Origin of the sequence: Rhodococcus parequi, from assembly GCF_046042785.1 — a bacterium.
Taxonomy (GTDB): Bacteria; Actinomycetota; Actinomycetes; order Mycobacteriales; family Mycobacteriaceae; genus Prescottella; species Prescottella parequi.
The window spans coordinates 230,164-252,923 of the sequence record NZ_JBDLNV010000001.1 but is presented as its reverse complement, the minus strand read 5'-3'; the positions used below and the strand labels follow the sequence as shown (position 1 = coordinate 252,923).

At 68.6% G+C, this 22,760-nt stretch carries 19 protein-coding genes and 2 tRNA genes; 5 read left to right on the top strand and 16 right to left on the bottom strand.

Annotation, left to right across the window (positions count from 1 at the left end; translation table 11 throughout):
- Positions 1-353 precede the first annotated feature (353 nt).
- From ndk to ABEU20_RS01120, 8 genes are all read right to left on the bottom strand, one after another.
- Complete coding sequence (gene ndk / locus ABEU20_RS01155; RefSeq protein ID WP_420162566.1) at positions 354-773, bottom strand: nucleoside-diphosphate kinase; 420 nt, start codon at positions 771-773, stop codon at positions 354-356.
- Between the two features lie 18 nt (positions 774-791).
- Positions 792-1,193, bottom strand: a complete 402-nt coding sequence (locus tag ABEU20_RS01150; RefSeq protein WP_420162565.1) for a DUF4233 domain-containing protein — start codon at positions 1,191-1,193, stop codon at positions 792-794.
- A complete protein-coding gene (gene folC / locus ABEU20_RS01145) occupies positions 1,190-2,620 on the bottom strand; it encodes a bifunctional tetrahydrofolate synthase/dihydrofolate synthase (protein ID WP_420162564.1) in 1,431 nt (476 codons plus the stop codon). The genes ABEU20_RS01150 and folC overlap by 4 nt, the downstream gene beginning before the upstream one ends.
- On the bottom strand, positions 2,617-5,277 hold the full coding sequence (locus tag ABEU20_RS01140) for a valine--tRNA ligase (protein ID WP_420162563.1): 2,661 nt from the start codon (positions 5,275-5,277) through the stop codon (positions 2,617-2,619). The genes folC and ABEU20_RS01140 overlap by 4 nt, the downstream gene beginning before the upstream one ends.
- A gap of 152 nt (positions 5,278-5,429) precedes the next feature.
- On the bottom strand, positions 5,430-6,041 hold the full coding sequence (locus tag ABEU20_RS01135; protein WP_420162562.1) for a hypothetical protein: 612 nt from the start codon (positions 6,039-6,041) through the stop codon (positions 5,430-5,432).
- Between the two features lie 4 nt (positions 6,042-6,045).
- The gene (locus ABEU20_RS01130; protein ID WP_420162561.1) at positions 6,046-8,085 is read right to left on the bottom strand and encodes an alpha/beta fold hydrolase; all 2,040 of its coding nucleotides are present in this window, start codon (positions 8,083-8,085) and stop codon (positions 6,046-6,048) included.
- Between the two features lie 36 nt (positions 8,086-8,121).
- Positions 8,122-8,724 carry a GNAT family N-acetyltransferase gene (locus tag ABEU20_RS01125; RefSeq protein ID WP_420162560.1) on the bottom strand — a complete coding sequence of 201 codons (603 nt, stop codon included), beginning with the start codon at positions 8,722-8,724 and terminating at the stop codon, positions 8,122-8,124.
- Positions 8,725-8,746: 22 nt separating this feature from the next.
- Positions 8,747-9,760: an iron-siderophore ABC transporter substrate-binding protein gene (locus tag ABEU20_RS01120; RefSeq protein ID WP_420162559.1), complete on the bottom strand. Its 1,014-nt coding sequence runs from the start codon at positions 9,758-9,760 to the stop codon at positions 8,747-8,749.
- A 118-nt stretch (positions 9,761-9,878) separates the two neighbouring features.
- Between ABEU20_RS01120 and ABEU20_RS01115 the strand changes: the two genes are divergently transcribed.
- Together ABEU20_RS01115 and fdhD are read left to right on the top strand one after the other, a co-directional pair.
- Positions 9,879-12,191, top strand: a complete 2,313-nt coding sequence (locus ABEU20_RS01115; RefSeq protein WP_420162558.1) for an FdhF/YdeP family oxidoreductase — start codon at positions 9,879-9,881, stop codon at positions 12,189-12,191.
- Positions 12,192-13,016 carry a formate dehydrogenase accessory sulfurtransferase FdhD gene (gene fdhD / locus ABEU20_RS01110; RefSeq protein WP_420162557.1) on the top strand — a complete coding sequence of 275 codons (825 nt, stop codon included), beginning with the start codon at positions 12,192-12,194 and terminating at the stop codon, positions 13,014-13,016.
- Positions 13,017-13,091: 75 nt separating this feature from the next.
- Here the strand turns inward: fdhD and ABEU20_RS01105 are convergent, their stop codons facing one another.
- Both ABEU20_RS01105 and ABEU20_RS01100 read right to left on the bottom strand, forming a co-directional pair.
- Entirely contained in the window at positions 13,092-13,304 is a 213-nt protein-coding gene (locus ABEU20_RS01105; RefSeq protein WP_420162556.1) for a hypothetical protein, read from the bottom strand.
- 16 nt (positions 13,305-13,320) lie between these two features.
- Entirely contained in the window at positions 13,321-14,523 is a 1,203-nt protein-coding gene (locus tag ABEU20_RS01100) for a lipase family protein (protein WP_456300323.1), read from the bottom strand.
- Between the two features lie 69 nt (positions 14,524-14,592).
- Between ABEU20_RS01100 and ABEU20_RS01095 the strand changes: the two genes are divergently transcribed.
- The gene (locus ABEU20_RS01095) at positions 14,593-15,228 is read left to right on the top strand and encodes a TetR/AcrR family transcriptional regulator (protein ID WP_420162555.1); all 636 of its coding nucleotides are present in this window, start codon (positions 14,593-14,595) and stop codon (positions 15,226-15,228) included.
- Between the two features lie 60 nt (positions 15,229-15,288).
- Here ABEU20_RS01095 and clpX read toward each other — a convergent pair whose 3' ends face one another.
- The 5 genes from clpX to ABEU20_RS01070 all read right to left on the bottom strand — a co-directional run bounded on the left by clpX (position 15,289) and on the right by ABEU20_RS01070 (position 19,843).
- Entirely contained in the window at positions 15,289-16,566 is a 1,278-nt protein-coding gene (gene clpX, locus ABEU20_RS01090) for an ATP-dependent Clp protease ATP-binding subunit ClpX (RefSeq protein WP_420162554.1), read from the bottom strand.
- A 288-nt stretch (positions 16,567-16,854) separates the two neighbouring features.
- Positions 16,855-17,517, bottom strand: coding sequence for an ATP-dependent Clp protease proteolytic subunit (locus ABEU20_RS01085; protein WP_181319450.1), 663 nt, complete (start codon positions 17,515-17,517; stop codon positions 16,855-16,857).
- A gap of 56 nt (positions 17,518-17,573) precedes the next feature.
- Complete coding sequence (locus tag ABEU20_RS01080) at positions 17,574-18,182, bottom strand: ATP-dependent Clp protease proteolytic subunit (RefSeq protein WP_107983253.1); 609 nt, start codon at positions 18,180-18,182, stop codon at positions 17,574-17,576.
- A 130-nt stretch (positions 18,183-18,312) separates the two neighbouring features.
- Positions 18,313-19,683, bottom strand: coding sequence for a trigger factor (gene tig, locus ABEU20_RS01075; protein ID WP_420162553.1), 1,371 nt, complete (start codon positions 19,681-19,683; stop codon positions 18,313-18,315).
- Between the two features lie 83 nt (positions 19,684-19,766).
- Positions 19,767-19,843, bottom strand: a tRNA-Pro gene (locus tag ABEU20_RS01070).
- A 140-nt stretch (positions 19,844-19,983) separates the two neighbouring features.
- On the opposite strand from ABEU20_RS01070, the gene ABEU20_RS01065 reads away from it, so the two are divergent.
- Together ABEU20_RS01065 and ABEU20_RS01060 are read left to right on the top strand one after the other, a co-directional pair.
- Positions 19,984-20,054 (top strand) — tRNA-Gly (locus ABEU20_RS01065).
- A 200-nt stretch (positions 20,055-20,254) separates the two neighbouring features.
- On the top strand, positions 20,255-21,388 hold the full coding sequence (locus ABEU20_RS01060; protein WP_420162552.1) for a nitronate monooxygenase: 1,134 nt from the start codon (positions 20,255-20,257) through the stop codon (positions 21,386-21,388).
- A gap of 8 nt (positions 21,389-21,396) precedes the next feature.
- Here ABEU20_RS01060 and dinB read toward each other — a convergent pair whose 3' ends face one another.
- Complete coding sequence (gene dinB, locus ABEU20_RS01055; RefSeq protein ID WP_420162551.1) at positions 21,397-22,659, bottom strand: DNA polymerase IV; 1,263 nt, start codon at positions 22,657-22,659, stop codon at positions 21,397-21,399.
- Between the last annotated feature and the right edge of the window lie 101 nt (positions 22,660-22,760).

Below are 22,760 nucleotides of genomic sequence, written 5' to 3'. Positions count from 1 at the left end.
TGTCTGGTCTCGCTCCACGTGCTCCGCAGTGTCCGTTATCACTGCAGAATCGCGCGGTGCCTGGCTGGATGGCGAAGATCCACGGCGCGTGCGCCTGATCGTCACGGTACGAGCGCCTGCTCATCCAGCGTGCCGCACGTGGCAGGGATTACCTGCGCTGATACGACAGCGATGACGGGCTTCGTTCCGTGGGTGTCATCCGGCCGAATCCGCGTAGAACCAAATTGCGGTCCGGCCTCCCCCAGTATCCCACACGGCAGCGGTTTGTCTGCCCAGCGGCGCACCGATAGGTGACGAAACGAAGGGACGCTCCGCGGGCACGAAGGCCCGGGAGCGTCCGGAGGTTGGGGATCTCAGGCCCGGTTGAGCTGGGGAAACCAGAGCGCGATCTCGCGCTCGGCGGATTCCACGGAATCGGATCCGTGGACCAGATTCTGTCCGCCGTCCAGCGCCAGGTCGGCGCGAATGGTGCCGGGAACAGCCTTCTCGACCGGGTCGGTGCCGCCGGCGATCTGGCGGAACGCCGCAATGGCCCGCGGGCCCTCGAGGACCGCCGCGACGAGCGGACCCGACGTGATGAACTCGAGCAGTCCCGGATAGAAGGGCTTGCCCTCGTGCTCTGCATAGTGCGTGGCGGCCACGTCGTTCGGCGCGGTCCGCATCTCCATCGCCGCAATGGTCAAGCCCTTGCGTTCGATGCGGGAGAGGATCTCGCCGACGTAGCCGCGGGCCACGCCGTCGGGCTTGATCAGTACCAGGGTGCGCTCAGTCACGGCGAACAGCCTAGACGGTCAGTCTCGTTGTCCGGGCAGCAGACCCCGCGCGATGCGCTCGGAGATGTCCTTCCGCAGGTACACGATGTACAGCCACACCGCGCCGAACAGCACACCGATCACGCCCAGCGAGATGTCGATGAAGAAGCCGAGGATTGTCGCAACCTGGAGCGCCAGGTTGTACTTCATCGCCCACGGTTTCCCCTGCACGCCGGCGCCCAGGATCATCAGCAGCGCCAGAACACAGATGTAGAGGCCCGACGCCCACGTCAGACCCGTCGAGTTGACGACCGCCACGACCGGCAGGGCCAGCAGCACGACGATGGCCTCGAGGATGAGGGTGCCGGCCATCACGCCGCGGAACCCCTTCCACGGATCGTTCACCGGGGCACGGAACTCGGGTTCCGGGTTGTCGCTCACGCAGGGTCCTTTCCGAACAGGGATCGGGCGACGCCGGCGGTCACGACGGACCCCGTGACGACGACTCCCGCTCCCGATACTGCCTCACCCGGTTCGGCGACCTCTTCGGCCAACCCGATCGCGGTCTCCAGGGCGTCCGGCAGGCTGGACGCCACCACCACTCGTTCGTCACCGAACCGCGCGACCGCACGGTTCGCGAGGTCCTCGACGTCCATGGCGCGCGGGGAGCCGTTGTGGGTCACGACGATCTCGTCGAAGACCGGTTCGAGCGCCGACAGGATGCCGTCGACGTCCTTGTCGCCCATGACGCTCACGACACCCACGAGCTTGCGAAAGTCGAACTCCGCGGACAGCGCGGCAGCGAGTGCCTGCGCGCCGTGCGGATTGTGCGCGGCGTCGAGGAACACGGTCGGCGCGTTACGGACCCGCTCGAGCCGTCCGGGATTGACGACCGACGCGAAGCCCGCACGGATCGCGTCGGCGTCGAGCTGACGGTCCGGGCCGGCCCCGAAGAACGCCTCGACTGCCGCGAGCGCGAGCGACGCGTTGCGCGCCTGGTGCTCGCCGTGCAGCGGCAGGAAGATGTCGTCGTATACGCCGCCGAGTCCCTGCAGTTCGAGCTGCTGGCCCCCGATCGCGATCTGTCGGCGCAGCACCCGGAACTCGGATCCCTCACGCGCCACGGCCGCGTCGACGTCGACGGCCTGCCGCAGCAGGACGTCCATGACCTCGGGCGCCTGCTCGGCGATGATCGCGACGGTGTCGACCGGTGCGACGCCCTCGACGCCGCTCTCGCGGCCCTTCTTGATGATTCCGGCCTTCTCCCCCGCGATCGACGCGAGATCGGGGCCGAGGTAGTCGACGTGGTCCAGGCCGATCGGGGTGATCACCGCGACCTGCGCGTCTATGACGTTGGTCGCGTCCCACTTGCCGCCGAGCCCGGTCTCGACGACCGCGACGTCCACGGGCGCCTCGGCGAACGCGGCGTACGCCATCGCCGTGGTGACCTCGAACTTGCTCATCGCGGGGCCGCCGGCAGCCTCGGACTGCTGGTCGATCATCCGGATGTACGGCTCGATCTCGCGGTAGGTGTCGATGTAGGTGCGGACCGAGATCGGCGCTCCGTCGATGCTGATCCGTTCGGTCGCCAGCTGCAGGTGCGGGCTGGTCGTCCGGCCGGTCCGGCGGTGCAAGTGCGTCATCAGCGCGTCGATCATCCGCGTCACCGACGTCTTGCCGTTGGTGCCGGCGACGTGGATGGCCGGATAGCTGTGCTGAGGGGATCCGAGCAGATCCATCAGCGCGGAGATGCGTGTCAGCGACGGCTCGATCTTGGTCTCGGGCCAGCGCTTGTCGAGCTCCGCTTCGACGAGCGCGAGTTCGGCGAGGTCGACCGGGTCGGGTGCGCCCGGACGTTCGGTACTCACGCTCCGCCCAGCTCCTTCAGACGTGCCGACATGCGCGCGATCTCCTCCTGCGCCACCTGCTTGCGAGCGCGGATCTTGTCGACGACCGCGTCGGGGGCCTTCGCGAGGAACGCCTCGTTGGACAGCTTCGCGGTGGTGCCGGCGAGTTCCTTCTCGGCGACCGCGAGGTCCTTCTCGAGACGCTTCTTCTCCGCCCCGAGGTCGACGGCGCCCGACGTGTCCAGTTCGACGGTGACGGTGGCCCGGCTCAGCCGCACCTCGACGGACGCGGTGGCCGCGAACGTGTCGGTCGGCTCGGTGAGCTTGGCGAGCGACGACACCGACGCCAGCTGCGACTCGATGTCGGCCTCCGCGGCACCGGTCAGTCGCGCGGCCACCTTCTGCGACGGCTTGAGACCCTGGTCGCTGCGGAAGCGGCGCACCTCGGTCACCAGGCGCTGCATGTCCTCGACACGCTGCGCCGCAACGGCATCCACCGCGAGGCCGGTCGCGGCGGGCCACTCGGCGACGACGACGGACTCGCCGCCGGTGAGCACCTTCCACAGCGTCTCGGTGACGAACGGGATCACCGGGTGCAGCATCCGCAGCAGGGTGTCGAGCACGTTGCCGAGCACGGCCTTCGTACCGTCGGCGTACACGCTGCCCTCGGCGAGCTGCGGCTTGGCGAGCTCGAGGTACCAGTCGCACACCTCGTCCCACGCGAAGTGGTAGAGCGCCTCGCAGGCCTTGGAGAACTCGAACTTCTCGAACGCCTCGTCGACCTCACCGCGGACCTGCTCGAGGCGATCGAGGATCCAGCGGTCGGCGTCGGTGAGCGCGTCCCGGGCCGGCAGGTCGGCCACGACAGCGCCGTTCATCAGCGCGAACTTGGTGGCGTTGAACAGCTTGTTGGCGAAGTTGCGCGACGACTGCGCGTGGTCCTCGCCCACTGCCAGGTCGCTACCCGGGTTGGCGCCGCGGGCCAGGGTGAAGCGCAGGGCGTCGGCGCCGAAGCGGTCCACCCAGTCGAGTGGATCGATGCCGTTGCCGCGCGACTTCGACATCTTCTTGCCGAACTGATCGCGCACCAGGCCGTGCAGGAACAGGTCCTTGAACGGAACCTTGCCGCCCTGCACCGCGTCGTCGCCGGCCACGTACGTGCCGAACATCATCATGCGGGCCACCCAGAAGAACAGGATGTCGTAGCCGGTGACGAGAACGCTTGTCGGGTAGAACTTCTCGATCTCGGCGGTCTTCTCGGGCCAGCCCATCGTGGAGAACGGCCACAGACCCGAGGAGAACCACGTGTCGAGGACGTCGGGATCCTGCTCCCAGCCCTCGGGAGCAGTCTCGTCCGGACCGAAGCACTGCACCTCGCCGTCGGGGCCGTACCAGATCGGAATGCGGTGGCCCCACCACAGCTGACGCGAGATGCACCAGTCGTGCATGTTGTCGACCCACGCGAACCAGCGCGGCTCCTGGCTGGCCGGGTGAATCACGGTGTCGCCGTTGCGCACCGCGTCGCCCGCGGCCTTCGCGAGCGCGTCGACCTTGACCCACCACTGCATCGACAGCCGCGGCTCGATGGTCTCGCCGGAGCGCTCCGAGTGGCCGACGCTGTGCACGTACGGACGCTTCTCGGCGACGACACGGCCCTGCTCGGCGAGCGCCTCGCGCACCTTGACGCGGGCCTCGAAGCGGTCCATGCCGTCGAACTGCGTTCCGGTGTCGGCGATCTTGCCGGTCTTGTCCATGATGGTGGGCATCGGCAGGTTGTGCCGCAGGCCCATCTCGAAGTCGTTGGGATCGTGCGCGGGCGTGATCTTCACGGCGCCCGTGCCGAACGCGGGGTCGACGTAGTCGTCGGCGATGATCGGGATCCGGCGGCCCGTGAACGGGTGCTCGAGCGTGGTGCCGATCAGGTCCTTGTAGCGGTCGTCCTCGGGGTGGACGGCCACCGCGGTGTCACCGAGCATCGTCTCGACACGCGTGGTGGCGACGATGACGTGCGGCTCGTCGTCGCTGAGCGAGCCGTAGCGCAGCGAGACGAGCTCGCCCTCGACCTCCTCGAACTTCACCTCGATGTCGGAGATCGCGGTCTGCAGCACGGGCGACCAGTTGACCAGGCGCTCGGCGCGGTAGATGAGGCCGTCGTCGTAGAGGCGCTTGAAGATCGTCTGGACGGCGCGGGAGAGCCCCTCGTCCATCGTGAAGCGGTCGCGGCTCCAGTCGACGCCGTCGCCGATGCGCCGCATCTGCCCCTGGATCGTGCCGCCGGACTCGCGCTTCCAGTCCCACACCTTCTCGATGAAGCCCTCGCGTCCGAAGTCTTCCTTCTTCTTGCCCTCCGCGGCGAGCTGCTTCTCGACGATGGTCTGCGTCGCGATGCCGGCGTGGTCCATGCCGGGCAGCCACAGCACCTCGAAGCCCTGCATCCGCTTGCGGCGGCACAGCGCGTCCATCAGCGTGTGGTCCAGCGCGTGGCCCATGTGCAGCGAACCGGTTACGTTCGGCGGCGGCAGCACGATCGAGTAGCCGGGCTTGTCGCTCGTCGGGTCGGCGGTGAAGTAACCGGCGTCCACCCAGCCCTGATACAAGTCGGCCTCTACCGCGCTGGGGTCCCAGCTCTTGGGGAGGGCGTCTGCGGGGTTCTGGGGAGTCTCTGGCGCACTGGTCACCCCCCAATCGTAATCAGTGGACGCGAATCGCCCGGACCCGGCTCGTCACCCCCTCGGCCGCCTCCTCCACCCCTCGCTCCTCCCCCCCGCGTTTTGCGCACTTGCCGCGCGATTTCGAGGATCGGAAGCGCGACAAGTGCGCAAAACGCGGATCAGAATCGCTGGACGAACGCGTACCAGTCCCCCTCGATGTGCCGATACCCGATTTCCCCGCCGCGGCGGGGGTCGCCGAGGTAGGGCCGCTCGCCCGGCAGATAGGCAACTCCGACGGAGTCGACCAGCCCGCCCTCGACAGTGAATCGACACCCGCGATCTCCGACTCGTTGGACCGAGTACACCCGGTACACACCGATCCGCCGGGATCGGAGATCGGCACCGTCGGCCGGATCCGCGCACGCGACCGCGGCCTGCTGCAGGTCGTCCTTCGATACCCACCACCCGAATCGCCCCGGCAGCTCGACGGCCGCCAGCCCGACCGTGACCAGAACGATGACGGGCGCGACGAGCGTAACGCGGCGCCAGCCGTAGCGGATCGAGCCGAACACGACCGCGGCCAACCACACGACGCCGACGATGATCAGCGTCCCCGACGCCAGCACGTACAGGGGGTAGAACACCACGGGCGGCACCAAGCTCCACAGCACGACCAGACACGCCGCCGCCGCGAGGAGCGGAATCACCCCACCGACCGTCAGACGCCACCACAGCGGCACCGGGCGCCGGGCCGGCTTCCCCTCACCGACCTCCGGACGCGTTTCGTCCATCCCGTCAGCCGAGGACGTCGGGCAGCGGGACGTCCTCCTCGAGCACGTGCTCGGCGAGGAACGACTCGACGACCTGGTACCAGACCTTGGCGTGCTGGGGGCTGAGCACCCAGTGGTTCTCGTCCGGGAAGTACAGGAAGCGGTGATCGGTTCGGCCCTCGGCGTCGGCGGGCAGCCCGGACTCGGACAGCAGTTCGTACCAGAGGCGCAACCCCTCGCCGATCGGCACGCGGTAGTCCCGGTCGCCGTGGATCACCAGCATCGGGGTGACGATGTCGGCGACAGCGAGGTGCGGCGAGTTCTCGAACGCCATCTCGGGGGTCATCTCGCGCGCCCAGTACCAGGCTGCGTCGGTGGTGGGGGCGAACTGGTCGAGCGCCCACAGGCTCGCGTGCGTGACGATCGCCTGGAACCGGTCGGTGTGCCCGGCGATCCAGTTGGCCATGTAGCCGCCGAAGGAACCACCCATCGCGGCGGTGCGCTTCGCGTCGATCTCGGGCAGCGCGACGGCCGCGTCGGTGATCGCCATCAGATCGGTGAACGGCGCCTGACCCCACTGCCCCCAACCGCGCTGGACGAAGTCCTGCCCGTAGCCCGTCGACAGCGCCGGGTCGGGCAGGAGCACCGCGTAGCCCTTCGCGACCAGCAGCCACGGGTTCCATCGCCACGACCACGTGTTCCACGAGTTCAGCGGCCCACCGTGCACCCACAGCACGAGGGGTGCCGGCGCATCGGAGGACGCGGTTTCCGGCAACGCCAGCCACGCCCGCAGTGGCGTGCCGTCGTCGGCCTGCCCGACGACCTCGGTGAGCCGGCCCGGCACCCGCGGCGACTCGGACGGCGCGCGCAGCTCCGTGACGCTGCCCGCGTCGTCGCCGGTGAGCGCGATCCGGACCGGATGCGGCGGCCGCGCGTACGACGCCCGCAGCGCGTACGCGGCCGAGCCGTCCGGCGCGACCAGCAGATCGGTGTAGGCGGCGGCGTCGGTGGTCAGCGGCGCCGGGTTGCCGTCGCCGCGGAGCACGAAGACCGGGCCGCGACCCCGCTCGTCGGCGGTGATCAGCAGTCCGGCCCCGTCCGGGAGCCACACGGCCGAGGTGGGCCAGCGATCCCAGTCCGACGCGAGATCCGATACGCGACCGTCGGCGAAATCGAAGCGGCACAGCGTGATCCGCGGCGCCCGGTCCGGATCGCCGTACGACTCACGGAGGTACACGACGCTCACACCGTCCGGGGAGATCACGGGGCGCGAGACGTCCGCGGCGTCGTCGTCGACGAGCGTGACGCGTTCGCCGGTCTCCGCGTCGATCCGCACCAGTACGGTGCGCATCGAACCCAGCACGCCCGGCAGTGACCACGTGCTCACGACGAACGAGCCGTCGGGCGACAGGTCGTAGTCGGCCTCCCGCAGCGCGACACCGGGAGTCGGGGTGAGGTCGGCGAGCGGGATCTCCCCGTCGCCGTCCGTCGCCCCGGCGAGCAGGTGCGGGACGTCGGGACCGAGGTCGTGGTCCCAGTGCCGAACCGGGTAGCCCGTGTGCAGGATCGCCCGGACCTTCTTGTCCTTGCGCTCGCCGCGGATCCGCTCGTCGGCCTCGGCGGAGTCACCCAGCGCGGACGTGGACACCACGACGCGCGGCGCCGAGCGCGCCGCGCGCACCCCGGAGATTCCCCCGCCGCGCGTCGCCACGCGGGACGCCTCGCCGCCCTCGGCGGGCAGCCGCCACAGCGCGTTCGGGGCGTCGTCGGACTCGTCGACCGCGGGACGCGACGCCGTGAACAGCAGGTCACCGGCGCTGGTGAACGCCGCCCCGGACTCCCCCTTCGCTCCCCACGTGATCCTGCGGGCGCCCCGCTCACCGGACGGGTCGATCTCCCACAGCGCCGAGAGATACCTGGTCTTGTCGGCGTCGAGGACGGCCTGCGAGACCACCAGGCGCGAGCCGTCCGGCGACAGCGCGAGACCGGACATGCGGGGCAGTGCCAGGTACTCGTCGAGGTCGTCGAACGGTGTGCCGAGAGGGAGCTGCGGAGTGGAGGTCACCCCTGATTGGTACCACTGATCGGTACGCCGCCGAAGTCAGCGTGGATCGCGCCACATCTTCCACAGTGTCGGACCGCCGTTCGGGATCACGATCTCGCCGGTGACCTCGAATCCGAATCGTTCGTAGTACGGGATGTTGGCGTGCTTGCTGGATTCGAGGTAGGCGGGTGCCCCCTCGGCGTCGCAGCGCGACAGGCGCGAGTTCAGCAGCGCCTTCCCGTACCCGCCGCCGCGCCCGGCCGACGACGTCCCGATCGTCGACAGGTACCAGTGCGGCTCGGTGGGGTGCGCGGATTCGAGGGCGTGGGAGACCTCGGCCCCGACGCGAAGTCGGCCACCCAAGGCGCGCATGACGGCGGGCAGGCTCCGCAGCGAGTCGTAGCTGGACTGCTTCCACCGATCCGGCGGATCCCACAGTGCGCCACCGACGATCGTGCCGTCCGGTGTCTCGGCCAGTTCCGCGCCCCCGCCCGCCAGGTGGTGGTAGCGGGTCTCGGCGGCGAACAGCCGTGCCATGCCGGTGGGCCGCTTCGCGTCGTGCGGGAACATCCAGCACATGACGGGGTCGTCGTCGAACGCCTCCGCGAGAGCGCGCGAGAGCGCCGGGATGTCCGATCGGGTCACTGGCCTCACGCCCATGACCGCGAGCGTACCGGCTGGGTCAGGCGAGCAGGGGCGCGATGCGTTGCGGGATCTGGTCCAGCGCGTACGGCAGGCTCACCACCGTCGACCACGCCATCGCCTCGGCGGCCTCGTCCTCGAGGACGATCGTGCGGCCGTCCTTGACGACGTCGAGCGTCTGATACACCGGGGTCTTGGCCAGTTCGGCCCGCAGGTCGTCGCCGAATCCGCCGCCCGCGTACCAGACGAGCAGGTCGACGTCGGCGAGCGAGAGCTGCTCGGTGCTGATCTCCGCGAAGTTCGTCTTGCGCACCTGTTCCGCGACAGGCGGATTGACGAAGCCGAGTTCGGTGAAGAAGCGGACCTTGGGATCCTCGGGCCCGTACACACCGAACTGGCCGGGCCCCTTGAGGGCGCCGACGAGAACCGTCTTGCCCGCGAACGCCGGGTTGGCCGCGGCCACGTCGGTGAAGCGCTGCTGCACGCCCGTCACGAGTTCGGCGGCCCGGTCCTGCTTGCCGAGCACCTCGCCGAGGATCGTGGTCTGGTCCTGCCAGCGCACGCCGTAGTCCGCGACGCCTGCCGGCTGCGCCACGGTGGGCGCGAGCGCCGACAGCTTGTCGTACTGCCCCTGCGTCAGCCCGGAGTAGGTGCCCACCACGAGGTCGGGTGCGACGCCCGCGACCTTCTCGATGTCGATGCCGGTACTCGCGCTGCCGATGATCGCCGGCTGGGCGTCGCCGAGCAGCGGCTGCGACCACGGCCACACCGCGTACGGGTAGTTGCCGTACCAGTCGAAGACGCCCACCGGTACCGCGCCGAGCGCGAGCAACGCGTCCTGGTCGTTGTAGCCGACGCTGACGATCCGCTGCGGGTTCTCCGGCACCGTCGTCTGGCCGTACTTGTGGGTGATCGTCGCGCCGGACGCCCCGTCCGAGCCGCCGTCGCCCGACCCGCTGCTGCACGCGGCCGCGAACGCGACGAGCGCACCGGTGCTGCCGATCAGGAATCCGCGGCGCGAGATCGCGCCGGCTCGCGACTGGAGATCACCCATCGAAGGCCCCTTGGTGTCGTGGTGGTGCGTTCAGGAGAAGGTAAGGCTAGCCGACACTACCTGGTGGTTCGGTGCGTCGGATCGTGCGGACCGAACCGAATCGGGCCAGTATGGGGTCATGACGCGCACGGGGCCCCGGGAGGACATCGACGAGAACGCTCTCGTCGTCGACCACGCGAAGGACTACGCGGCCGGAGTCACCGCAGTACTGGTGTCGCTCGAGCGGGCCGTCGAGCAGATGGGTGTCTCCCGCACCGCGCGCACCCTCACCCGGCTCAACCAGCGCCACGGGTTCGACTGCCCGGGTTGCGCGTGGCCCGAGACGCCCGGCCACCGCAAGCCCGCCGAGTTCTGCGAGAACGGCGCCAAGGCCGTCGCCGAGGAGGCGACGCTGCGGACCGCGACGCCCGAGTTCTTCGCGGCGCACCCGATCTCCGCGCTCGCCGACCGCACCGACTACTGGCTCGGTCAGCAGGGCCGGCTGACGCATCCCATGGTGGTCCGCCCCGGCAGCGACCGCTACGAACCGATCGAGTGGGACGACGCGTACCGGCTCATCGCGGACCACCTGCGCAAGCTCGACAGCCCCGACGAAGCGGTGTTCTACACGTCCGGGCGGACCAGCAACGAGGCAGCGTTCCTGTACCAGTTGCTGATCCGCAGTTTCGGCACCAACAACATGCCGGACTGCTCCAACATGTGCCACGAATCTTCGGGCAGCGCACTGACCGAGACCATCGGCATCGGAAAGGGATCGGTGTCGGTGCCCGATCTCGAACAGGCCGATCTCATCCTGCTCGCCGGCCAGAATCCCGGCACCAACCACCCGCGCATGCTCTCGACCCTGGAGAAGGCGAAGGCGAACGGCGCCCGCATCATCGCGATCAACCCACTGCCCGAAGCGGGACTGCGCCGCTTCAAGGACCCCCAGAAGGTGGGCGGCGTCCTCGGCCGTGGCGTCGACATCGCCGACGAGTTCCTGCAGATCCGTCTCGGCGGCGACATGGCGCTGTTCCAGGGCCTGGGCCGACTACTGCTCGAGGCCGAGGACCGGTCCCCCGGCACGGTCGTCGACCGCGCGTTCGTCGAGGCGCACTGCGCCGGCTTCGACGATTACGCCGCCCACATGCGGGACGTCGATCTCGACACCGTCGCGCTGGCGACCGGTCTGACGCGGGGCCAACTCGACGAGACCGCACGCGCGCTCGCGCAGTCACAGCGGACCGTGGTTTGCTGGGCGATGGGGCTGACGCAGCACACGCACGCGGTCGCCACCATCCAGGAGGCCGTGAACCTGCTGCTGATGCGCGGCATGATCGGCAAGCCCGGCGCCGGGGTGTGTCCGGTCCGCGGGCACTCGAACGTGCAGGGCGACCGGACGATGGGCATCTGGGAGAAGATGCCCGAGGAGTTCCTCGCCGCGCTCGACGCCGAGTTCTCCATCGAGAGCCCTCGCACGCACGGTTGGGACACCGTCGCCGCGATCCGCGCGATGCGCGACGGCCGCGGGCTCGTGTTCATGGCGATGGGCGGCAACTTCGTCGCGGCGACACCCGACACCGCCGCCACCGAACAGGCACTGCGCAATTGCGAACTGACGGTGCAGGTCTCGACCAAGCTCAACCGCAGCCACGTCGTGCACGGGCGCACCGCGCTGATCCTGCCGACCCTCGGCCGCACCGACCTCGACGTCCAGGCCACGGGTAAGCAGCTGGTATCGGTCGAGGACTCGATGTCGATGGTGCACCTGTCGCGCGGACGTCTGAAGCCCGTCAGCGAGCACCTGCGCAGTGAGGTGGCGATCGTCTGCGGGCTCGCGCGCGAGTTGCTCGGCGCCGACCATCCCGTCCCGTGGTCGACGTTCGAGGGGGACTACGACCGGATCCGGGATTCGATCTCCCGGGTCGTCCCGGGCTGCACGGACTACAACACCCGGGTCCGTCGGCCCGACGGCTTCCAACTCCCCCATCCCCCACGGGATTCGCGCGAGTTCCGCACCCACACCGGCCGCGCCAACTTCACGGTCAGCCCGCTCGAGTGGACGCCCACACCGCCCGGGCGGTTGATTTTGCAGACCCTGCGCAGCCACGACCAGTACAACACCACGATCTACGGTCTCGACGACCGTTACCGCGGCGTCAAGAACGGTCGCAGGGTGGTGTTCGTCAGCCCCCACGACATCGCCGAGATGGGTCTGCGTGACGGTCAGCCGGTGGACCTGGTGTCGGAGTGGACAACCGCCGACGGCACTGTCGAGGAACGCCGGGTCCACGACTTCCGGGTGGTGGAGTACAGCACCCCGCGCGGCAACGCCGCCGCCTACTATCCCGAGACCAACCCGCTCGTCCCACTCGATCACGTTGCCGCCAAGTCGAACACGCCGGCGTCGAAAGCGATCGTCGTGCGACTCGAACCGACCGGGGACCGTTAGATGGGCCGGATCACCGCCCGCCGACCGGTCCTGCGCATCACGCCGGAGGGCACCCGGCGCCGGCCCGACGCGTTGGCCGTCGAGGAGCCCCTGGAGATCCGCCTGGGCGGGCGGTCCCTCACCGTCACGATGCGCACCCCCGGAAACGATGTCGACCTGGTCCACGGGTTCCTGCTGACGGAGGGGATCGTCGAGGCCGCCGACGACGTCGAGGTGGTGCGCTACTGCGACGGTGTCAACGCGGACGGCGCCAACACGTACAACGTCCTCGACGTCTCCCTCGCCCCCGGGGTGCCGGATCCGGGGAACCGCGGACGGCGGGAGTTCCTCACGACGTCGGCGTGCGGCGTGTGCGGCAAGGCGTCCCTCGACGAGGTCGCGGTGCGGAGCCGATATCCCCTGTCCGACAACGCTCTCGAGGTGACCACGACGGCCCTGTGGTCGATGCCCCCAACCCTGCGCAGCGGCCAGCGCGTGTTCGATGCGACGGGTGGTCTGCACGCGGCCGGCCTGTTCACCGCCGACGGCGCGCTGCTCGCGCTCCGTGAGGACGTCGGGCGGCACAACGCGGTCGACAAGGTGCTCGGCTGGGCGCTCACCGCGGGTCGCGTTCCGCTGTCCGACGCCGTCCTCATCGTCAGCGGCCGGGCGTCGTTCGAACTCGCACAGAAGGCTGCGGTGGCGGGGATCCCCGTCCTCGGCGCGGTGTCGGCGCCGTCGTCGCTGGCCGCCGACCTGGCCCGAGACCGCGGTATGACACTCGTCGGATTCCTGCGCGGCGACAGCATGAACGTGTATGCGGGCGAGGAGCGGATCAAGATCTGATTTCCGGTCGCCGACGCCCTCCCGGCGCCGCATGCCACAGTGGAGACCACGCAGGTCGGGCGAACGGGAGGGGCGTCACGTCATGACCCAAATTCGTCGGCGGCACACCGTGACGGTCGCCGGGGGCGCACCGGCCGTGGCCGGGATGTTCGGCGCCGCACCGGCGGCGGCGAGGGTGACCAGCCAGGGCGACGTGCGCACCTTCGGAGACTCGATCCTCGTGACACTGCAGAACATCGGCTCGACCACCGACACACCGGCCCGGTGTGCCACCGTCGTCTTCGACACGGCTGCTCGGACCCTTCTAGCAGAGGCCGGCCGGCGTCTCCCCTGCCTGCAGCGCGCCGAAGAACTGTTCGGCGTCGTCGAACGACTGCGGCACGGCGGACCGGTGATCGGCACCCTCGTAGGTCTTGTAGGCGACCTCGGAACCGTTGCTGCACAACGTCTGCACCACTGCCCGACTGCCCGGCTCCGCGATGAGGGTGTCGGCGGTGCCCTGCAGCACCAGCGTCGGAACCGTGAGCGTCAGCTGTCCGAGCGACTGCTTCTTCAGGTACGTCACGAGCTTGTCGATGTCGGCGCCCGGCGCGAACGCCTTGTCGACCGGCACCGACCCGATCACGTCGCGGATCTGACCGACGCAACCGGTACGAGCGGCGGTGAGCAGCACCTGCGACTCCGGCGTGACGTACGAATCGGCGACGATCGACGGATCCGCGGCCTCGGCACCCAGCAGGATCAGCGGCAGGAAGGCCAGGGCAGGGGCGACCGCGGGGTCACCCGACGCCAGGTACTGCGGCGTCGCGCTCGTCTCGTTGCCCGGGGCGATGGCGACCGCCCCGCCCAGGTCGAGTTCGGGTGCGCGCTCGGCGCCTTGCGCGGCGGTGAACAGCGTGGCGTGGCCGCCCTGGCTGTGCCCCATCGCGTACCACTGGTTGCCGATGGAGTCGTCGAGCTCGCGGCTCGCGCGGACGATGTCGACGACCGCGTTCGCCTCCGTGCCGCCGTCCATGTACGGGTGGCCACCGGGTGTGCCCATGCCCACGTAGTCGGTCTGCACCACGACATAGCCGTCGGCGACGTACCTGTCGAGTACGGCGTCGACGCCGCCCAGGTAGTCGTGCGCCGGACCGTCGCTGGTGTCGTTCGACGGCGCACAGATGTCGGACACACCGGTGGTGCCGTGCGCCCAGCTGAGCACCGGCCAGCCGCCGTCCGGGGCGGGCGTACCAGGAATCGACACCGATCCGGACACCACCACGGGGTCACCCTGCGCGTTCTGCGACACGTAGGTGATGAGTTCACTCCGGCCGGCACTGGGGAGCACAGGCGCACCGCGCAACTCCTGGACCGAAAGCAGTTGCCCGGGTTCGAGAGCCGCCGGGGCCTCGTCGGACTTACCACTGCTGCATCCGGCCGCGACGAGCGCGACCGTCGTGGCAGCAACCGTGAAGAGGCCGGCACGACGGGCGCGGACGCCCCCGTTCCTCGACAACGGATTCACGAACACCTCCAAAGATTAAGAAATATGTCTCAGGTCGAACAACATAACCTATTCAGTACTGTTACCGCCATGAACTCGAACGGCCGCGACACGATCCTCCTTGTCGCCGAGCGCCTCATCGCCGAACGTGGACTGCACGGGGTCTCCGCCCGCGAGATCGTGAGAACGGCAGGACAGCGGAACAACTCGGCCATCACCTACCACTTCGGATCGTGGGACGGACTGCTCGAGTCGGTGTGGCTCGAACACATCGGCAGCATCAACGCGGTGCGCGGCGAGATGCTCGACGCCATCGACGACGACGCCCCCGACCGACTCGACCGGCTGGTCGCCGCCTACGTACACCCGTTCGTCACCGAGATCGCCGCACACAAGCCGTCGTATTGGGCGCGATTCAACGAGCAGTGGCTGACCGGAGTGCGCATGGACTTCGTCGACCGGCCCGCGACGCTCGTCCCCGACGACGCCCGGTACCCGCGCATCGAGGGCATGGAGCTGCTCAAGGACCTCTTTGCGGGGATAGGCGCCGAACTGGGGCACCTCGATCCCGACGCCCGGACCCGACGGGTTGCGATGACGGCCCGGTTCGTCGTGTCCGGCCTCGCCACATGGGAGCGCGAGGCGACGACCGGCAACGCGCCCGACCTCGACATCTTCGAAGGCGAACTCACCGCGCTCGCCGTCGCGTTGCTGCGGGCCCCCTGACACGACAGAGGGGCTCGGGTGCCGTCGGCACCCGAGCCCCTCCACGAGGCTTCTCTGCTCCTACGCGCTCTTGTCCCGGCGCTCGCGCTCCGGCTTGCGCGGCACGATCGTCGGAAGCACGTTGTCGTTCACCGTTTCCGCGGTCACGACCACCTTCGCGACGTCGTCGCGGCTGGGGATGTCGTACATCACCGGCAGGAGCACTTCCTCCATGATCGCGCGCAGACCACGTGCACCGGTGCCGCGATGGATCGCCTGGTCCGCGATCGCCTCGAGCGCGTCTGCCGTGAACTCGAGCTCCACCCCGTCCATGTCGAACAGTCGCGTGTACTGCTTCACGAGAGCGTTCTTCGGCTCGGAGAGGATCGTGACGAGCGAATCCTTGTCGAGGTTGGTCACCGACGCGACCACGGGAAGGCGGCCGATGAACTCGGGAATCAGACCGAACTTGATCAGATCCTCGGGCATGACCTCCGCGAAGTGATCCTGCGTGTCGATCTCGGCCTTCGACCGGACCTCGGCACCGAAACCGATGCCGCGCTTGCCCACCCGATCGGACACGATTTTCTCGAGGCCCGCGAAGGCGCCCGCGACGATGAACAGGACGTTCGTCGTATCGATCTGGATGAATTCCTGATGCGGATGCTTGCGTCCACCCTGCGGGGGAACACTCGCCTGCGTGCCCTCGAGGATCTTCAGCAGCGCCTGCTGCACACCCTCGCCGGAGACATCGCGGGTGATCGACGGGTTCTCGCTCTTGCGGGCGATCTTGTCGACCTCGTCGATGTAGATGATGCCGGTCTCGGCGCGCTTGACGTCGTAGTCGGCGGCCTGGATGAGCTTGAGGAGGATGTTCTCGACGTCCTCGCCGACGTAGCCCGCCTCGGTGAGCGCGGTGGCGTCCGCGATCGCGAACGGCACGTTGAGCATCTTGGCGAGGGTCTGCGCCAGGTACGTCTTGCCACACCCTGTCGGGCCGAGCATGAGGATGTTCGACTTCGCCAGCTCGACGGTCTCGCCGCGAGCGTCCCGGCCACGGTCCCCGGCCTGGATGCGCTTGTAGTGGTTGTACACCGCCACCGCCAGCGTCCGCTTGGCCGAATCCTGGCCGATCACATAGTTCTCGAGGAACTCACGGATCTCCGCGGGCTTGGGCAGTTCGTCGAGCTTGACCTCGCTCGACTCCGCCAGCTCCTCCTCGATGATCTCGTTACAGAGATCGATGCATTCGTCGCAGATGTAGACCCCAGGTCCCGCAATGAGCTTCTTGACCTGCTTCTGGCTCTTACCGCAGAAAGAGCACTTGAGCAGATCGCCGCCGTCACCGATGCGTGCCATCTCGTAAGGTCCCTACTTCCTTGTCTACGTGCGAGCATCCTCACCCGGTTCCCCACCGCCACGGATGCAGCGGATGCGAACCCCGAATCCGGATCGAAGGCCCCTGGTGTGACCGTACCCGCAGATCGGGAACGAGGTCGACCAATAGCCGTTGATTCGCGCGCGGCGCACGTTGCGGGCGACGGAATCAGGCCGACGTCGTGCGCGGACTGTCCTTCTTGACGGAAACGCATCCCGGCCCGCCGCAAGCCGCCCCTCGGGCGTGTCGGCGAACCGGGATGCCCCGCATCACTTCTGCGCCGACAGCTTCCGGTACTGGAGCACGTCGTCGATGATGCCGTACTCCTTCGCCTCCTCGGCGGTGAGGATCTTGTCGCGATCAGTGTCCTTGCGGATCACGTCGGGATCCTTGCCGGTGTGCTTGCCGAGCGTGGTCTCCATGAGACGGCGCATCCGCTCGATCTCCGCGGCCTGGATCTCGAGGTCCGACACCTGGCCCTGGATGCCGCCGGTGGCCGGCTGGTGGATCAGCACGCGCGCGTTCGGGAGCGCGAGACGCTTGCCCGGGGTGCCCGCGGCGAGCAGAACCGCCGCGGCGGACGCGGCCTGGCCGAGGCACACCGTGGTGATGTCGGCACGGACGTACTGCATCGTGTCGTAGATCGCCATCAGCGAGGTGAACGAGCCACCGGGCGAGTTGATGTACATCGTGATGTCACGGTCGGGGTCGAGCGACTCGAGCACCAGCAGCTGCGCCATGACGTCGTTGGCCGACGCGTCGTCCACCTGCACGCCGAGGAAGATGATGCGCTCCTCGAACAGCTTGTTGTACGGGTTCGACTCCTTGACGCCGTAGCTGGAGTGCTCGATGAACGACGGAAGGATGTAGCGCGACTGTGCACCGGCCGGAGCCTGGCCACCGAGCGCGTGGGCGGCACGGGGATCGAACATGTTGGTCATCAGTTCTCCAAGGATGAGTGGGAGCGGGAGGAGGAGCGGGGCGCGGCCTAGTTGCCCGCGCCGCCCGCCTGCCGTGCCCGGGTGACGACGTGGTCGACGAAGCCGTACTCGAGAGCTTCCTTCGCGGTGAACCAACGGTCACGATCCGAGTCGGCGGTGATCTGCTCGACGGTCTGACCGGTGTGCTCCGCGATGAGCTCGGCCATCTCACGCTTGGTGTGCGCGAACTGCTCCGCCATGATCGCGATGTCGGACGCGGTGCCACCGATGCCGGCGGACGGCTGGTGCATCATGATCCGCGCGTGAGGCAGGGCGTACCGCTTGCCCTTGGTGCCGGCCGACAGCAGGAACTGTCCCATCGAGGCGGCCAGGCCCATGCCGAACGTCGCGACATCGCACTCGGCGAACTGCATGGTGTCGAAGATGGCCATGCCGGCCGTGACCGAACCACCCGGCGAGTTGATGTACAGATTGATGTCCCGCGTGGGATCCTCCGCGGACAGCAACAGGATCTGGGCGCACAGCTTGTTCGCGATGTCGTCGTCCACCTGCGTACCGAGGAAGATGATGCGCTCGCGAAGCAGGCGTTCGAACACCGAGTCGCTGAGATTCAGGCCGGAGGTGGCCGAAGTCATGGCGGGGTTCTGGTAAGTCACGGTACCTGCCTTCTGATAAGTCGTTGGTTCCTGACACAGACACTAACGAAGTAGGGCGGCACCGGAGTCCCGGTGCCGCCCTACTTCGCTGAAAGCGGAAAACTGGCTCGCCGTTCGGCGAGCAGAAGAATTACTTCTGCTCGTCGCCCTCCGCAGCCTCGTCGGCCTCTGCAGCTTCCTCGGCGGTGCCGAACATCTCGGCCGTGTCGATGGTCTCGCCGGCGGTGTCGGTGACCGTGGCGGCGTCGACGACACCCGCGAGGGCCTTGCCGCGACGCACGTCCGCGAAGACGGCGCCGAGCTGGTTGGCCTGCTGGATCTGCTGGATGAACTGCTCCGGGGCCATGCCGTAGCGCTGCGCCTGGAACAGGATGCGCTCGGTGAGCTCGTCCTGGCCGACCGTGGTGCCGGCGGCGTCGGCGATCGCGTCGAGCAGCAGCTGGGTCTTGACCGAGCGCTCGGCAGCCTCCTTGGCATCCGCGTCGAACTGCTCACGCGTGGTGCCCTGCGACTCGAGGAGCTCGTTCAGCTTCTCCTCGCTGTGATCGAGCCCGTGGATCGCGTCGTGGAGTGCAGCGTCGACCTCGGCCTTGACGACGGCCTCGGGCAGCGGAACCTCGACGGTCTCCAGCAGCGACTCGAGCACCTTGTCGCGGATCTGACCGGCCTGCTCGACCTTGCGGACGCGGGCAACGCGCTCACGCAGGTCGGCCTCGAGCTCGTCGAGGGTGTCGAACTCGCTTGCCATCTGGGCGAACTCGTCGTCGGCCTCGGGAAGCTCGCGCTCCTTGACCGAGTTGACGACGACGGTGATGACCGCGTCCTGGCCCGCGAAGTCGCCGGCGACCAGCTTGGAGGTGAAGTCCTTCGACTCGCCGGCCTTGACGCCGACGACGGCCTCGTCCAGGCCCTCGATCAGCTGGCCCGAGCCGACCTCGTGGGACAGACCCGACGCGGTGGCCTCCGGAACAGGCTCGCCGTCGACGGTGGCCGACAGGTCGATCGACACGAAGTCGCCGTCCTGGACCTCACGCTCGACACCCTTGAGGGTGCCGAAACGCTGGCGCAGCGACAGCAGCTGCTCGGCGACGGCCTCGTCGGTGACCTCGATCGGGTCGACGGTGACGGCGACCGTGGAGAAATCGGGGAGGGTGATCTCGGGGCGGACGTCGACCTCCGCGGTGAAGACGAGCTCCTGGCCGTCCTCGAGCTTGGTGATGTCGATCTCCGGCTGGCCGATGACCTTCACGTCCGAGGCCGAGACGGCCTCCGAGTAGCGGGCCGGCAGCGCGTCGTTGACGACCTGCTCCAGCACGGCACCGCGACCGACGCGGGCCTCGAGCAGCTTGGCCGGGGCCTTGCCCGGGCGGAAGCCGGGGAGACGGATCTGCTGCGCGAGCGCCTTGTACGCCTTGTCGAAATCAGGCTTGAGCTCCTCGAAGGGCACCTCAACGTTGATACGGACTCGCGTCGGGCTGAGCTGCTCGACGGTGCTCTTCACGGATCTGGCTCCTTCGTAGTGGTGATGCTCTTCGTTGCTCTATGTCGCACGTCGGTGTCGCGATCGCGACACCGACGCACACGTGGTCGGGATGACAGGATTTGAACCTGCGACCCTCCGCTCCCAAAGCGGATGCGCTACCAAGCTGCGCCACATCCCGTCCGAAAACAGAACCTCACCAACCTCGCGAGGACCCGAGGCAGAATCCTACGGCCCCCCGATTAGGAAATCCAAAGCGAGGTGGGTACAGTTCCATCTCGCACACGGCATCGCTGGCGATCCCACTAATGTCGTATGCACGGGGATGTAGCTCAATGGTAGAGCCTCAGTCTTCCAAACTGATTACGCGGGTTCGATTCCCGTCATCCCCTCCGCGAGGAGGAAACCCCCGCCCGGCATTTACGCCCGGGACGGGGGTTTTGTCGTTTCCGGACACAGCTCCGCCGCGCTCGCGAGTGACGCTTGTCACAGTCCCGTCGTCGCGCCTGATTCGAGCGATTCGCCACCCACCGCGACCAGGCCACCCTAAGTTGGAACCTGTTACAGAAACAGGCCAGCGAAGGAGTGCCGGATGCACACCCCCCTCTGCGACGAACTCGGCATCGAGTTCCCGATCTTCGCGTTCACCCACTGCCGCGATGTCGTGGTCGCCGTCAGCAAGGCCGGCGGATTCGGCGTCCTCGGCGCCGTGGGCTTCACCCCCGAAGAGCTCGAGATCGAGCTGAACTGGATCGACGAGCACATCGGCGACCGCCCGTACGGCGTCGACATCGTGATCCCCAACAAATACGAGGGCATGGACTCGAACCTGTCCGCCGACGAGCTCACGAAGATGCTGCAGTCGATGGTGCCGCAGGCCACCCTCGACTTCGGACGCAAGATCCTCACCGACCACGGTGTGCCCCTCCCCGACGACGGCAGCGACAACGCGTTGCAGTTGCTCGGCTGGACCGAGGCGACCGCCACCCCACAGGTCGAGGTGGCACTGCAGCACCCCAAGGTCACGCTGATCGCCAACGCGCTCGGAACCCCGCCGGCGGACATGATCGACCACATCCACGCGGCGGGGCGGAAGGTCGCCGCTCTGTGCGGTTCGCCGTACCAGGCGCGCAAGCACGCCGACGCCGGTGTCGACATCATCATCGCCCAGGGCGGCGAGGGCGGCGGGCACTGCGGCGAGGTCGGCTCGATCGTGCTGTGGCCGCAGGTCGTCAAGGAGGTCGCCCCGGTTCCGGTGCTGGCCGCCGGCGGCATCGGCAGCGGTCAGCAGATCGCCGCGGCGCTGGCCCTGGGCGCCCAGGGCGCGTGGTCGGGTTCGCAGTGGCTGATGGTCGAGGAGGCCGAGAACACCCCGGTCCAGCAGGCCGCCTACGCGAACGCGAGCAGCCGCGACACCGTCCGCAGCCGCTCGTTCACCGGTAAGCCGTGCCGAATGCTGCGCAACGACTGGACCGAAGCCTGGGAGAAGGAGGGCAACCCCGAACCCCTCGGCATGCCGCTGCAGTACATGGTGTCGGGCATGGCCGTCGCGGCCACCCACAAGTACCCGGACGAGACCGTCGACGTCGCGTTCAACCCTGTGGGCCAGGTCGTCGGACAGTTCACCAAGGTGGAGAAGACGTCGGCCGTCATCGAGCGCTGGGTGCAGGAGTACCTCGAGGCGACCGGCACGCTCGAGCAGCTGAACGCCGCCGCCGAGGCCTGATCCGGCAACTATTCGTCCGGCAGGATCGGCACGCTCACACCGCGGTCGCGCCCGAGCAGCGCGGCGCGGGTGACCGCGACCGACCCGAACTTTGCGCGCACGGCGTCGAGCGCCGTATCGAGCCGGACACCGTCGACCTCCGCGACCGGAGGCCCGGTGTCCGGCTCGAACGGCAGGGCCAACTGCTCGGCGCCCTCCCGATCGAGGTTGGTCAACGCGACGCCCACCAGCGTCAGGCCGCGCTCGGCGATGAGCGGCTGCGACTGCACGAGCAGCGATCGCACCGCCGCGAGCACCACCTCCGTGCGCGCCGACGCCTCGCCGAGCGTGATCGAACGGGTGGCCCGTTCGAAGTCCGCGAACCGCATCCGGAGCACCACCGTCCGGCACACCCACCCGGCCGCTCGCAGCCTGCGCACGACGCGATCCACCAGCGCCGCGGCCATGGACTCCACTTCCGCGAAGCTCCGTTGCCGCCGACCGAGGGCGTGCTGCGCGCCGATGGACCGGCGCCGCCGACCGGTCTGCACGCGCCGCGGGTCGCGGGCCCACGCCAGCGCGTGCAGGTGCCGCGCCGAACCCGGCCCGACCACCGTCGACAGCTCCCGTTCGGACAGCGCCGCCAGTTGTGCGACGGTCCCGATCCCGTAGTCGTGCAGCTTGCGGGAGGTGACCTTTCCCACGCCCCAGAGCCGCTCGACGGGAAGTGGGTGCAGAAAGTCGATCTCCCGGTCCGGCGGGACGACCAGCAGACCGTCGGGTTTTCCGACCGCACTGGCCACCTTCGCCAGGAACTTGGTACGGGCCACGCCCACGGTGATCGGCAGTCCCACCTGCTCGCGCACGTCGCGGCGCAATTGTGCCGCGATGCGCGTCGGGCTCCCGGAGATCTTCCGGAGCCCGCCGACATCGAGGAAGGCCTCGTCGATGGAGATGCCCTCGACGAGAGGCGTCGTCTGGCGGAACACCTCGAAGACCGCCCTACTGGCCTCCGCGTAGGCGGACATCCGGGGCGGCACGACGATCGCGTCCGGGCACAGTCGCCGTGCCAGCGCGCCGCTGCTGGCGGTACGGACGCCACACGCCTTGGCCTCGTAGCTGGCGGCGAGGACGACTCCCCCACCGACGATGACCGGCCGCCCGCGCAGTCGCGGGTCGTCGCGCTGTTCGACCGACGCATAGAACGCATCGAGATCGGCATGCAGGATCGACGCCTCGAAACCCTGCGGGTTCTCGGGCCCGGATGCAGCACCGACGTCGGACACGAACATATGTTCGCATCGACCACCGACAGGAATTCGTGTCCGAGTCGCGCGACACCCGGTCCCGGTATCCTGGAGGTTGTCCGATTTGTCGCCTCCGGAAGGCACCC